The 12,306-nt window shown below is 59.1% G+C and carries 14 protein-coding genes and 1 tRNA gene; 5 read left to right on the plus strand and 10 right to left on the minus strand.

The features are described 5' to 3' along the window. Nucleotides 1–5 precede the first annotated feature (5 nt). From C9E91_RS16440 to C9E91_RS16475, 8 genes are all read right to left on the minus strand, one after another. Nucleotides 6–626 (minus strand): Maf-like protein, encoded by a 621-nt coding sequence (locus tag C9E91_RS16440; RefSeq protein WP_107109328.1) that lies wholly within the window; start codon nucleotides 624–626, stop codon nucleotides 6–8. Nucleotides 627–683: 57 nt separating this feature from the next. Next, complete coding sequence (gene infA, locus C9E91_RS16445) at nucleotides 684–902, minus strand: translation initiation factor IF-1 (protein ID WP_004117876.1); 219 nt, start codon at nucleotides 900–902, stop codon at nucleotides 684–686. Between the two features lie 142 nt (nucleotides 903–1,044). Then, on the minus strand, nucleotides 1,045–1,512 hold the full coding sequence (locus tag C9E91_RS16450; RefSeq protein ID WP_107109329.1) for an arsenate-mycothiol transferase ArsC: 468 nt from the start codon (nucleotides 1,510–1,512) through the stop codon (nucleotides 1,045–1,047). 5 nt (nucleotides 1,513–1,517) lie between these two features. Beyond that, the gene (locus tag C9E91_RS16455; RefSeq protein ID WP_107109330.1) at nucleotides 1,518–1,991 is read right to left on the minus strand and encodes a UPF0262 family protein; all 474 of its coding nucleotides are present in this window, start codon (nucleotides 1,989–1,991) and stop codon (nucleotides 1,518–1,520) included. 3 nt (nucleotides 1,992–1,994) lie between these two features. After that, nucleotides 1,995–3,293: a histidinol dehydrogenase gene (gene hisD / locus C9E91_RS16460; RefSeq protein ID WP_107109331.1), complete on the minus strand. Its 1,299-nt coding sequence runs from the start codon at nucleotides 3,291–3,293 to the stop codon at nucleotides 1,995–1,997. A 63-nt stretch (nucleotides 3,294–3,356) separates the two neighbouring features. Continuing rightward, a complete protein-coding gene (locus tag C9E91_RS16465) occupies nucleotides 3,357–3,797 on the minus strand; it encodes a DUF2948 family protein (RefSeq protein WP_107109332.1) in 441 nt (146 codons plus the stop codon). Nucleotides 3,798–3,928: 131 nt separating this feature from the next. After that, nucleotides 3,929–5,221 (minus strand): UDP-N-acetylglucosamine 1-carboxyvinyltransferase, encoded by a 1,293-nt coding sequence (murA, locus tag C9E91_RS16470; RefSeq protein ID WP_107109333.1) that lies wholly within the window; start codon nucleotides 5,219–5,221, stop codon nucleotides 3,929–3,931. Between the two features lie 141 nt (nucleotides 5,222–5,362). Continuing rightward, a complete protein-coding gene (locus C9E91_RS16475) occupies nucleotides 5,363–5,632 on the minus strand; it encodes a hypothetical protein (RefSeq protein ID WP_245407507.1) in 270 nt (89 codons plus the stop codon). A gap of 154 nt (nucleotides 5,633–5,786) precedes the next feature. On the opposite strand from C9E91_RS16475, the gene C9E91_RS16480 reads away from it, so the two are divergent. Then, a tRNA-Thr gene (locus tag C9E91_RS16480) sits at nucleotides 5,787–5,861 on the plus strand. Nucleotides 5,862–6,029: 168 nt separating this feature from the next. Here the strand turns inward: C9E91_RS16480 and C9E91_RS16485 are convergent. Continuing rightward, entirely contained in the window at nucleotides 6,030–8,009 is a 1,980-nt protein-coding gene (locus tag C9E91_RS16485; protein ID WP_107109334.1) for an AAA family ATPase, read from the minus strand. Between the two features lie 255 nt (nucleotides 8,010–8,264). Next, complete coding sequence (locus C9E91_RS16490) at nucleotides 8,265–8,612, minus strand: CAP-Gly domain-containing protein (RefSeq protein ID WP_028753663.1); 348 nt, start codon at nucleotides 8,610–8,612, stop codon at nucleotides 8,265–8,267. Nucleotides 8,613–8,675: 63 nt separating this feature from the next. Here C9E91_RS16490 and C9E91_RS19845 point away from each other — a divergent pair, with 63 nt between their 5' ends. From C9E91_RS19845 to C9E91_RS16505, 4 genes are all read left to right on the plus strand, one after another. Further along, entirely contained in the window at nucleotides 8,676–8,840 is a 165-nt protein-coding gene (locus tag C9E91_RS19845; RefSeq protein ID WP_181316097.1) for a hypothetical protein, read from the plus strand. Between the two features lie 15 nt (nucleotides 8,841–8,855). Continuing rightward, complete coding sequence (locus C9E91_RS16495) at nucleotides 8,856–10,058, plus strand: four-carbon acid sugar kinase family protein (protein ID WP_107109335.1); 1,203 nt, start codon at nucleotides 8,856–8,858, stop codon at nucleotides 10,056–10,058. Then, a complete protein-coding gene (pdxA, locus tag C9E91_RS16500; RefSeq protein WP_107109336.1) occupies nucleotides 10,055–11,071 on the plus strand; it encodes a 4-hydroxythreonine-4-phosphate dehydrogenase PdxA in 1,017 nt (338 codons plus the stop codon). The genes C9E91_RS16495 and pdxA overlap by 4 nt, the downstream gene beginning before the upstream one ends. 421 nt (nucleotides 11,072–11,492) lie before the next feature. After that, nucleotides 11,493–12,248, plus strand: a complete 756-nt coding sequence (locus tag C9E91_RS16505; RefSeq protein WP_107109337.1) for a metallophosphoesterase family protein — start codon at nucleotides 11,493–11,495, stop codon at nucleotides 12,246–12,248. Nucleotides 12,249–12,306: the final 58 nt, after the last annotated feature.

Here is a 12,306-nt window from a genome sequence, read left to right on the forward strand (position 1 = left end):
GACGATTATCCTTCCTGCCATTCCGCGTAGACGTCGAATCCTTCGCCCGCGAGAAGCAGCATGGTTTCATAAAGTGGCAATCCAACGACATTCGTATAGGAGCCGATCAGCTTCTGCACGAAGGAGCCCGCAAGCCCCTGTATGCCGTAAGCGCCGGCCTTGCCTCGCCACTGGCCAGAGGCGAGGTACATGTCGATATCCTTGCCGGACAGCCGCTTGAAGCGGACCTTGGTCTCGACCACCTTCTGGCGCAGCTTGCGGTCCGGCGTGATAAGGCAGATGCCGGTATAGACGACATGGCTGCGGCCGGAGAGCAGATGCAGCGCCGAAGACGCCTCGTCGACGAATTCCGCTTTCGGCAGAATCCGCCGGCCGACGGCGACGACCGTATCGGCGGCAAGGATATAGCTTCCCTGCCAGGCGACATCGCCCTTCACCGCCGCGAACGCCGCCTCGCTTTTTTCCGCCGAAAGCCGGCGCGCCAGCGAGCGCGGGTGTTCCGACTTCTTCGGAGCCTCGTCGATATCCATGGGCATCAGGCGCACCGGTTCGATCCCCGCCTGATGCAGGAGGTCGACGCGGCGCGGCGATCCGGAGGCCAGTATCAGCTTGTGTTTCAGCGCCATAAAACCTCGACCGTGACAGGCGGCAAACGGAGGGCAGGCTCGGATGCGAGCTGCGGACTACTTGAAACGATAGGTGATGCGGCCCTTGGTCAGGTCGTAAGGGGTCATTTCCACGAGCACCTTGTCGCCGGCGAGAACGCGGATACGGTTCTTGCGCATGCGGCCGGCGGTGTGAGCGATGATCTCATGCTCATTTTCCAGCTTCACGCGGAAGGTTGCATTCGGCAGCAATTCGGTGACGACACCGGGAAATTCAAGGACTTCTTCTTTCGGCATTAAAGCTTCTTTTCCTGTGGGGTTGATGCCGGCGTCCATGACAAAAAGTAAGGCCGCCGGAAATTTGCGCGGAAACTACACAATCGCCACGGTTTTGTGAACCTCGTTGATAAGGCTTTCTGCATTTGTTTAACGCGATACTCTAAAGAGAGCCGCGACGCTCGACCAATCGGCTTTCGATCAGGCCGAGAAGATGGTCTCTCACCTCCCGATAGGCATTGAGGATCTGCTCGCGCGTGCCGCCGGCGACCGAGGGATCGATGGTCGGCCAATAGATGACGTCGATGGCATTCGCGCGCGTCAGTTCCAGGGCGGCATGATGCGCTTCGGGAGAAAGCGTGATGATGACATCGAAGAAATCATCCTCCAGCTCCTCCAGCGTCTGCGGCTGCCGCCGCCCGAGCGACAGACCGATTTCGCCGAGGACGACATCGACGAAGGGATTGCGCTCACCGGCGCGAACGCCCGCCGAGGCAACATAGGTGCCCTGCGGCAGCATTCCGCGCGCGATCGCCTCGGCCATCGGCGAGCGGATGGTGTTGAGCCCGCACATGAAGAGAATGGCGCCCGGCGGCTTTCCATGGTGTTCGATGGCTTTCGGCTGTTCCATCGCCGTCACCCGCGCCAGTAGAGCACGCAGACGAGTGTGAAGAGCCGGCGGGCCGTATCGAAATCCACGATGATCTTGCCCTTCAGCCGCTCCATCAGCGTCCTCGAGCCCTCATTGTGAATGCCGCGGCGGCCCATGTCGATCGCCTCGATGCGGCTGGGGGTGGCCGAGCGAATAGCCTCGTAATAGCTTTCGCAGATCATGAAGTAGTCCTTCACGATCCGGCGGAACGGCGTCAGCGACAGGATATGGGTGGCAACGACGCCCCCCGCTTCCGTGCGGATATCGAAGACCAGCTTCTGATCGACCAGGGACAGGTTGAGCCGGTAAGGCCCGCCGCCATGGCCGACGGGTTCGAAACTGTTTTCCTCGATCAGGTCGAAAATCGCGACGGCACGCTCATGCTCGACATCGGGCGTCGAACGGCCGATCGTGTCGTCCAGGACCACATCGCTCAGCCGGAAGACGCTGTCAGTCATGCCCTACCCTTCGAGATTGAGGCGGATCGCAACGGATCGCGCATGGGCATCGAGCCCTTCGGAATTGGCGAGCGCGATGGCCGCCGGTCCAAGCGTGCGCAACTGCTCGGGACCGAGCCTCAGGATCGAGGTGCGCTTGACGAAATCAAGCACCGAGAGCCCGGACGAGAAGCGCGCGGAACGGGCGGTCGGCAGAACGTGATTGGAGCCGCCGACATAATCGCCGATCACTTCCGGCGTATGACGGCCGACGAAGATCGCACCGGCATTGCGAATGCCGGCAAGCAGCGCATCCGGATCGTCGATGGCAAGCTCGACATGCTCGGCCGCGATGCGGTTGGCGAGCGGGATGGCCTGCTTCAGGTCCGAAACCAAGATGATTGCGCCGAAATCCCGCCAGCTTGCGGCCGCCGTCTGCGATCGGCTGAGTTGCTTGAGCTGGCGCTCGACGGCGCCTTCCACGGCCTTGCCAAATGCCGCATCGTCCGTAATCAGGATCGACTGCGCGCCCTCGTCATGCTCCGCCTGCGCCAGGAGATCGGCGGCCAGCCAATCCGGATCATTGTGCTTGTCGGCAATGACGAGCACTTCCGAGGGGCCGGCGATCATGTCGATGCCGACGGTGCCGAAAACCTGCCGCTTGGCGGCGGCGACGTAAGCATTGCCGGGGCCGGTGATCTTGGCGACCGGGGCAATCGTCTCGGTGCCGTAGGCAAGCGCTGCAATCGCCTGCGCCCCGCCGACGCGGTAAATCTCTTCCACGCCAGCCATGCGGGCCGCGGCCAGCACAGCCGGGTTGACCGCACCCTTCATGGTCGGCACGGCAATGACAATGCGATCGACGCCGGCGACCTTGGCCGGCACGGCATTCATCAGCACCGAGCTCGGATAGCTCGCCGTGCCGCCGGGCACATAAAGGCCGACGGCTTCGATCGCCGTCCAGCGCGAGCCGAGGCCGACGCCGAGATCGTCCTCATAGATATCGTCCTTCGGCAATTGCCGGCGATGATGCGATTCGATGCGGGTGGCGGCGACTTTGAGCGCGCCCAGCACTTCGGCGGGGACGGCGGCGATCGCCGCATCGATCTCCGCTTCGCTGACGCGCATCGGGGTCGTCGCGAAATCGATGCCTTCGAATTTCTTGGAATAATCGGCGAGAGCCGCGTCGCCCCGCGCCCGCACATCATCAATGATGGCGCGTACGACGGCGTTCACGTCCTCGGACACTTCCCGCTTGGTCGTCAGAAAAGCGGCAAACTGCTGCTCGAAACCTTCCGATGCCTGATCCAGCCAGATAGCCAACGCTGATAATCCTCTTACATCGAGGCCGCCATGAGCGACCGAAACTCGTTTCTCGTCCGGCTACTAGGCTTCGTCCGGATGACTGGGCTTGTTAGCCGTTTCCCATGCGCCGCCAATATCTGCAAGCTGAACTTCGATACATTCGACATCGAGCGCAATCGTCGCGTTGCCGGCGAGCGTCAGCTCGATCGTGCCATCCGGCCCCTCGCCCTTCGGATCGAAGCGGATGACGAGCAGCGACAGCACCTCGTCGCGCTGGCGCCGATCGACGCCGCTGGAGCGCACCGCCAGCACCCGCTTGAACACCAGCGCCGAGCGATGGCGCTCGAACGCCTTGTCCTTCTGATCCGACAGTTCCCAGACGAAACGGTTGGCGGCAACGGAAAACTGCCCGAGCCGCGGCGCATAGGACATGTCGGAAACCTTGAAGACGCTGTCCTGCATATGCGCGGAGATCACGCCCAGGTCTTCGTTATCAAGTGCCATAAGCTTGAGATTGGTCATTCGCCTGATATCCCCGATCGCCACGGAAATGCCGATACCGGCATTCCCCCGTGATGGAAATAGGATGCGGGCGCTGAAGACGCAACCGGAGAAAGCGGGCTTCTCCCGTCTCTTCTCATGAACGACCGGAATTAGTCGCTGATGCGCTCGACGACAGCGCCGCAGCGCGTCAGCTTGTCTTCCAGCCGCTCGAAGCCGCGATCGAGATGATAGATGCGCGAGACCAGCGTTTCACCCTCGGCGGCAAGGCCGGCGATGACCAGGGAGACGGATGCGCGCAGGTCCGTCGCCATGACCGGCGCACCCTTCAGTCGCTCGACGCCTTCGATCTTGGCGGTCTGGCCGGAGAGCGAGATCTTCGCGCCGAGGCGCGCGAGCTCCTGCACATGCATGAAGCGATTTTCGAAGATCGTCTCGGTGATATGCGACGTGCCCGTCGAGCGGGTCATCAGCGCCATGAACTGCGCCTGTAGGTCGGTCGGGAAGCCCGGGAAGGGATCGGTGACGATATCGACCGGCTTGATGCCGCCGCCGTTGCGCCGGACGCGGATGCCGTTGTTGGTCGCCGAAATGTCGGCGCCGGCGCGGCGCAGGCTTTCCAGCGCCGTGTCGAGCAGCGCCATGTCTGTATTTTCGAGCGTGACGTCGCCGCCAGCCATGGCGACGGCCATGGCATAGGTGCCGGTCTCGATACGATCCGGCAAGACGCGGTGGCGCGCGCCGGAGAGCGAGGTGACGCCTTCGATGGTGATCGTGCTGGTGCCGGCGCCGGAAATCTTGGCGCCCATGGCGATGAGGCAATTGGCAAGATCGACGACTTCCGGCTCGCGGGCCGCATTGCCGATGACCGTCGTGCCGCGGGCGAGCGTTGCCGCCATCATCATCACATGCGTCGCGCCGACCGAAACCTTCGGGAAGACATAACGCGCGCCGATCAAGCCGCCCTTCGGCGCGGTGGCATTGATATAGCCACCGTCGATTTCCATGGTGGCGCCAAGCGCCGTCAGGCCATCGATGAAGAGATCGACCGGGCGCGTGCCGATGGCGCAACCGCCCGGCAGCGAAACGCGCGCCTGGCCTTCGCGGGCAAGCAGCGGCCCGATGACCCAGAAGCTGGCGCGCATCTTGGCGACCAGCTCATAAGGCGCGGTGGTGTCGGCGATGGTGCGGCAGGTGAAATGGATGGTGCGGGAATAGCCGTCTTCCTGGCGTTCGCGCCGGCCGTTGACGGCGACATCGACGCCGTGATTGCCGAGAATGCGCATCAGAAGCTCCACATCGGCGAGATGCGGCACGTTTTCGAGCGTCAGCGTATCGCTGGTGAGCAGCGAGGCGATCATCAGAGGCAGAGCTGCATTCTTGGCGCCGGAGATCGGAATGATACCGTTGAGCTCGTTGCCGCCGACAATCCTGATACGATCCATATATGACTACGGGCGAGGCCCGCCTTTCCTGAAGTTCCGTGCGCCAAATTCCACGCATATGGGGAAAAAGCGCTGTTTAGACGAAATAGTTTAAGGCTTCAATTCGTTTGATGGCTGTTTGATGATGGCCGACATGAATCATTACGATTCGTCCATTTTTGCGGCGGCATCCTTCGCATCGGACGAATTTGCAGCGGGAAGCCCATCCGTCTCGTCCGCCTGGCCCGCGCGGCGCGCCCGAACCTGCTGTTTGCGGCGGGCAAGATTTTCCCGCAGCTTCTGAGCCGCCCGCTCGCGACGGCGCTCCGCCTCGATATTCAGCTTCGCGCCCGCGCCTTCGCCCGCCTCGCCGACCGTCAAACCGCCCTGCAAGCGCTGTTCATCACCACTTTTCGTCTTATCCGCACACATCCCCTTCCCATAGCTGAAATCCCCAGCCTTCAAAAGACCGACATAATTTTTCCATCGATCTTTCACCGAACTTGAAATTTGCGGCTTGCACTTACCTCTCAGCTATGGCAATAGCCGCCTCGCCCAATACGGCGCACCCAACGCGCCACGGTTTGCTGCTATAGCTCAGGGGTAGAGCACTCCCTTGGTAAGGGAGAGGCCGAGAGTTCAAATCTCTCTAGCAGCACCAGTTTTCCTTATCTCGAATTTACGGGTTATGTTCTCTTTACGTCGATGCATGCTTACAACAAGCTATGGCGCGCACATCAACTTGTTCCACAATAGCTGATGAGTTTTCGCCCGATGTTAGCCGTCGATTGAGCCGGAAAGTAAGCCGCAAACCAATATGAGGTTTCACTCAGACACCGTTTGAACCGTTAATGCTCTCAAGCTCAACGATTGCCACTCCTGCTTTGTTTTCGATGCCTAGAATGGCCTTGGCAAGCCTATCGAGTTCCGCTCTGGACTTAGATGGAAGCCGCTCCCAGAAATCGTCAGCCGCAACCAAAGCGATCAACGCTTCCAAATCTTTTGCTCTGTAACCATCGGGCAAATAGTCCTCCAGTGCGCCAAACTTGAGAATGAAGACATTCTCTGTTTCCTTTTCCGCAACAAACTTCTCCAGTGTATGCCGATCAGTTTCGGAAAGATCGGGGGGAAGACGTACCCGCCGTGACTTAATGTAATCCCATATTTCCTGAGCATGATTCCAGTTTCCTGATACCAAAGCTTCCTCAATACTCTTAACGATGCTCGCTCCGTCACAGCTTTTCACATTATCTACTACATCCTTTTTAATTTCGTCGGCATTTAGAACAAATAATTTCTTTACCACTTCGTTACCAACCTGCTCAATATAGTCACGATCGGCAATCACAGCCCAAGAGACCCGACACGCATCCAGAAGCTTCCGATAGGCTGAAAAGAGGCCTTTACCTCCGACGCTCACGACTTCAAGCGACGGAATTCCATTTACCCCATTTTCTCTGGCAACGATCTCCAACACTCTCTCAAAAACAATGCGGTCAGACACGCCTTCGACTAGCAACACTTTTTCCGTAAAAAATACTCGCTCGTTATTTTGGCTATTGACCACATTAAAAAGGTGTTTCGAATTCGGCAGGGCAGTTGAATTTAGCCGGACGATGTCGCTCCTCTGATTGTCGGAGAAAACGCGCGAAACGTATTGGATGGAGGCAGGGGATATAAATGTTGGGGAGTGGGTCGCTAGAACGAATTGGTTACCCGTGGTTTTAGCAAGTTTTTCGAAAAGGCCGAGCAATGCCGTCTGCCAACGAGGATGTAAATGCAGCTCCGGCTCGTCAACAACGATTAGAGCGTTTCGAACGTTCAGAGCATGAATCGCAAAGAGATATGTAAGAAGCTCTCGCTCACCTGACGAAGCCGCACTAACTAAGAACGACGATCCCTGCTTCGTCAGCCGGATATCATATATGTTACTTAAAGGATCTATTGTAACAAGATCCCAACTGTAGTTCAAATCTCGAAGATCATTAGTTAAGTCGATCAAATTTTGATCTTTGTAGAAAATATCCTTAGCATCAATATTGGATTCTTCCTGCAGTAAACGATATTTACTTGCAATGCGCGAGATTGCCAGTGGAATTAGATTCGACCCCGTTCTCGAAGACGACGCATCTGTAGCACGTTTCTGATCAAAGTCATTGTAACCAGCTAAACCTACCGATGAATTGAAGCCGCCCGCAGCGCGGTTTACTGGAAGATACACCATTGGTAGCTTGAGTCTCTCCTTCTTTAATTCAGAACGAAAATAATTATCCGTCTCAAATAAGTGGAGGTAGTGGAGATAATCGCTTGAAGATGCATCGTGCTGCGGAAGCACATTACCATTTATACACGAAACAACGACCCTCGTGCCCGCTACAACCTCATCAACATTCCACTTCTCCACACCACTCCAAGGATTTATTCTGAATTTGCGTTTGGAAGTGGCGTGCACGTCGGGCCATTGAGCTTTTATAGCGCGCATATTGTCGATGTCGTCAGGCGTTATTTCCAGTTCAAGCTCGACAGTTTGATCCCTATTGCGGCCTTGGCTGTTCTTGTCAAAAACCAGACCGTTGAGATGATCGTTGTAAGTTTCCTCCCAAAGATTTGGTTCGTCAGCGGTGGGTGAGTGACGATAATATGGAGTATTGAGAACATAGCGGCGCAGCATGATCACAAGCGTATCAAGCAAATTTGTCTTACCGCCACCGTTGGGGCCGATAAAAATCGAAATGGGTCCATCGAAAAGGATTTCGCGCCTATCCAAAAAGCTTCTGACATTCTCAATGATGAGCTTTCGAATCAACACGCGGCACTCTCCCCTTGGCAACCGGAAGAAGAGTAATCGGTTCGGCAATTCTATTCAACGGCTGCTCGGATTTGCTTTTACGCTAGGGCTCTGAGCTTGCAGTGAGACTTCCACCTGAAAGCGAATGGCGCTTTCATATCTCAGCATTTCCTATCCGGCACTCGTGACAAACTGATCGAGCATGGACTTGCGACGGGGTGCGGCGAGCCTAAACGATAAAGGCATAGGTACGGGCGCCGGCCGTTCCATCCCCAATCAAACCTTCTCCGTCTTCCTAACCTTCTTCCCCTTCTCCACCGGCGCATCCGGTGTCGGCGCCAGCAGCTTTCTGAGCGAGGCTATCTTGTCCTCCACCAGCGGGCGGAAGCGGGTGGCGCGGTAGGGCATGTCGGCGGCGCCGTAGCCTTCGGGGCCGTCGTCGTTGCCGCGGTGGATTTCTTCGAGCTTCACGCCGATGAAGGTGCCGTCGACATAATGCGTGTATTCGCCGACCCAGCGGATCGTGTAGATCGTTCCCTTGCGGATCAATTGGTCGATGCTGACATGCTTGAACGTGTCATTGATGCAAACGACCTTCTGGCCCACATGGAAATCGTAGCTCACTCTGTTCTCCTTGAGGCGATGGGAACGACCCTGCCCGGTCGTTGAGCGCAAGCATAGCCGCACATGCGCAGCCAAGTAAACGCGGCTGATGTCGCGGCCCGGATCAATGATACGGTGACAAAGCAACCCGTTGACAAGCCCTGGTGGAAGGCTGAAGACTGCAAGCCGTCCGAGCAGCCGCAAGGCCTGGCTTCCATGTCCATATCCGATACCCGCAAGGCCCTCTGAAGGCATCTTAAGTTCATGCCCACCCTCCGCCTCATCGCTGATGATCTGACCGGCGCGCTCGACACGGCGGTTGAATTCGTCGGCGTCTATGGGCCGATCGAGGTGCAGCGGGAAGATGCGCTTCCGGCAAGCCTGCCGGATTGCCTTGCGATCGATAGCGGCACCCGCGAAAAATCGGCGACCGAAGCGGCTGACATCGTCGGCAGTGTCGCGCCGGTGTTGGAGGGGGCCGATCTTGCCTTCAAGAAGGTGGATAGCCTGTTTCGCGGGCCTTGGGCGGCGGAACTTGCGGCCTGCTTTCGGCTCGGCCACTGGCGGCATTGCATTCTGGCGCCGGCCTTTCCGCATCACGGCCGGCACACGCGGGGCGGCCGGCAGGTGCTGTTTGCCGGGAAGGATGCCTGGCGCGATATCAGCGGCGATCTCGTCACTCAACTGAGAGCGGAGGGCCTGCCGGCCTTCAACACAGCGCTCAGTCACCACCATGTCGATGCCGGAACACCCATTGCGGACGGCATCCATGTTTTCGACGCCCATTCGGATGAGGATTTGGACGCCGTCATCGCATGGGTCTCATCTGCGCTACAGGGACCTGTCCTTTGGAGCGGCACCGGCGGGCTGGCGCGAGCCCTGGCGCGCAATATCGATTTGGCGACGCATCATCGCCCTCACTCCGGAAAAGACGCGGGCGAAGGGCGGTCTTCTCGCCCCGCGCCCGCTGTTCCCGTCTCGCGCAGGCTGCAAAGACCGGTGCTTGGCCTGTTCGGCTCGGATCAGCCGATCACGCTGGCGCAGCTCCAGGCCTGTGGCCCCAATTGGCTGAAGCTTTCGGAAGGCGCGGATGCCGATGCCGTCGACAGACAAATCCAGCAAAGCGGCGTCGCCATGGTGAGCCTCGATCTGCCGACAGGGCTCGAACGCGACGATGCGGCAAAGCGGATCGCGGCGACCTTCGGCCGTATCGCCAAAGCTCTGCCGGCGCCGGGCACATTGATTGTCGCCGGCGGCGAAACCTTGCGAAATCTTTGCGCGGCGCTCGATGTTGCAGCCCTCAGCCTCACCGGCCAGGCCGCACCGGGCTTGCCCCGCTCCACCATCGTCGGCGGCCCGTGGCAAGGCACCACGGTGATCTCCAAATCAGGCGCATTCGGCGGCCCTACCCTGTGGCGCGATCTCTTGAGTGAAAACGCGCTCATCGCCGGAGGAGAAGAACCATGACACGGCACCTGGCGATCACCATGGGCGATCCCGCCGGCATCGGCCCGGAAATCATCGTCAAGGCCGCCGCCCGGTTGAAGAACAAGTTTGATGAAGGTAAGCTAAAACTTACAATAATTGGCAGCGGCCCGGCCCTGCGGCTCGCGGAACAGCAACTCGGCCTCGATATCGAAATTCCCGAAGCGCAGATAGACGGCGACTGGCCGAACCTCTGCTTCATTCAGGCCGATGCGGAGGGTGAGCCGATCCAGCCGGGCCGGCTTTCCGCCGATGGCGGCCGCATGGCTTTCAAGGCAATCGAGAAGGGCGTTCAGCTCGCCATGGCCGGAAAGGTCGGCGGCATCGTCACTGCACCGCTCAACAAGGAAGCGCTGAACAAGGCCGGCTTCCACTATGCCGGCCATACCGAATTGCTTGCGGAACTCACCGGCGCCCGCGGCTCGGTGATGATGCTCGCCCATGGCAACATGCGCGTCAGCCACGTCACCACCCATGTCGCACTGGAAGATGTGCCGAAGCGCCTGACGCCTGAGCGGCTACGCCTCGTCATCGACTTGACCGACAAGGCACTCCGCAGCCTCGGCATCGCCAGACCGAAGATTGCGGTCGCAGCGCTCAATCCGCATGCCGGCGAAGGCGGCCTCTTCGGCCGGCAGGATATCGACATTTCCGCGCCGACCATCGCCAAGGCGGTCGAAGACGGTCTCGATATCATCGGCCCTGTCTCCGGCGACACCGTCTTCGTCAAGCTGCGCGCCGGCCAATATGACGCCGTCGTCGCCATGTATCACGATCAGGGGCATATCCCCGTCAAGCTGCTTGGTTTCGAAATTGACCCGGCGACGGGAAAATGGATGGACCTCTCCGGCGTCAACATCACCCTCGGCCTGCCAATCGTCCGCACCTCCGTCGACCACGGCACCGCCTTCGACATCGCTGGCAAGGGCATTGCCAATGAGCGGAGCCTGATCGAGGCGATCGAGTTTGCGGAGCGGTTGGCAGCCGATCGATGAGATTGTCAGGCACGCATGTCGATGCCGTAACTTCGTGCCTGGCCCCTCACCCTAGCCCTCTCCCCGCAAGCGGGGAGAGGGGACGACAACCAACTTGCCTCTTGCTTGAGATTGAAGCCGCATATAGCGCGATCAGCTCCCTCTCCCCGCATGAGCGGGGAGAGGGTTGGGGTGAGGGGCCAGGCACAAAGTTGCGGCGATGGCAGATATGCCTGACTCCTTGTTTTCATTAACCTAACGCAAGTCGCCACTTCCAGCGTACCTTGCGCCCGGCCCGCTACTGAACTACCGTTTCGTCACTGCCCTAAAAAGGCGGGATTCTTAGAATATTTTCAAAAGATTATGCCGTTGTACAGGCGGTATGCGGATGTCCATGAACGGACTCATTGATCAACTTTTCGGCAGGAGAGCGGCGAAGCCAATGGAGCCGCGACCCCGTATCGATCTGACAGCGGAAGGCTATACAGCCATCTATGCGCTGAGCGACATCCATGGCTGCTACGACGCTCTGATCGAAGCGGAAAGGTGCGTCATTGCAGATGCCCGCACGATTCCCGGCCGCAAGCTCCTGCTGTTTCTCGGCGACTATGTCGATCGCGGTCCGCGATCGAACGAGGTGCTGCAGCATCTGTGCGAGCCGCCGCCCGCGGGTTTCGACCGCTACATCCTTTGCGGCAATCACGACGATGTCTTCCTGAAATTCCTGAAGGATCCGCGCGCCAACAGCCATTGGCTGGAGTTCGGCGCCTTCCAGACACTCGCCTCCTATGGCGTCGACGCGGAATATCTGCTGTTCCAGGAAGGCCGGAGCATCGAAGAACTCGGCGAAGCCGTTCTCCAGGCCATCCCGCCGGCACATGTCGAATTGCTGCGCTCCCTGCCGATCGCCATCACCTTCGGGCCGCTGCTCTTCGTCCATGCCGGCATCCGGCCTGCCATACCGCTCGCAGAGCAGACCGACGAAGACCTGATCTGGATCCGCGACCCCTTCCTCTCCGAAGGCCCGCAATTGCCGATGCTGGTGGTCCATGGCCATACGCCGGTCTCGCGGCCCGTCTTTGGTAATCAGCGCATCGGCATCGACACCGCCGCCGCCATGGGTGGGAGCCTGACGGTCCTCAAGATCGCAGGCGGCGAGTACACGATCCTGACGCAGGCCTTCGAGCGACCCCGCTGAAAATAAAAAGGGCCCCGGCACAGGCCGGGACCCCTTTCACGCTTTGCCCGCGCTTTTT

This window comes from Rhizobium sp. SEMIA4064 (assembly GCF_003025035.1).
Taxonomy (GTDB): Bacteria; Pseudomonadota; Alphaproteobacteria; order Rhizobiales; family Rhizobiaceae; genus Rhizobium; species Rhizobium paranaense.

What these genes read in the sequence shown, in the direction of transcription:
- C9E91_RS16465 (WP_107109332.1), bottom strand. Translation starts at nt 3,797, where the DNA reads ATGACCAATCTCAAGCTTATGGCACTTGATAACGAAGACCTGGGCGTG.
- C9E91_RS16450 (WP_107109329.1), bottom strand. Translation starts at nt 1,512, where the DNA reads ATGGAACAGCCGAAAGCCATCGAACACCATGGAAAGCCGCCGGGCGCC.
- C9E91_RS16455 (WP_107109330.1), bottom strand. Translation starts at nt 1,991, where the DNA reads ATGACTGACAGCGTCTTCCGGCTGAGCGATGTGGTCCTGGACGACACG.
- C9E91_RS16495 (WP_107109335.1), top strand. Translation starts at nt 8,856, where the DNA reads ATGCCCACCCTCCGCCTCATCGCTGATGATCTGACCGGCGCGCTCGAC.
- murA (WP_107109333.1), bottom strand. Translation starts at nt 5,221, where the DNA reads ATGGATCGTATCAGGATTGTCGGCGGCAACGAGCTCAACGGTATCATT.
- infA (WP_004117876.1), bottom strand. Translation starts at nt 902, where the DNA reads ATGCCGAAAGAAGAAGTCCTTGAATTTCCCGGTGTCGTCACCGAATTG.
- pdxA (WP_107109336.1), top strand. Translation starts at nt 10,055, where the DNA reads ATGACACGGCACCTGGCGATCACCATGGGCGATCCCGCCGGCATCGGC.
- C9E91_RS16440 (WP_107109328.1), bottom strand. Translation starts at nt 626, where the DNA reads ATGGCGCTGAAACACAAGCTGATACTGGCCTCCGGATCGCCGCGCCGC.
- C9E91_RS16475 (WP_245407507.1), bottom strand. Translation starts at nt 5,632, where the DNA reads ATGTGTGCGGATAAGACGAAAAGTGGTGATGAACAGCGCTTGCAGGGC.
- C9E91_RS16505 (WP_107109337.1), top strand. Translation starts at nt 11,493, where the DNA reads ATGGAGCCGCGACCCCGTATCGATCTGACAGCGGAAGGCTATACAGCC.
- C9E91_RS19845 (WP_181316097.1), top strand. Translation starts at nt 8,676, where the DNA reads ATGCGCAGCCAAGTAAACGCGGCTGATGTCGCGGCCCGGATCAATGAT.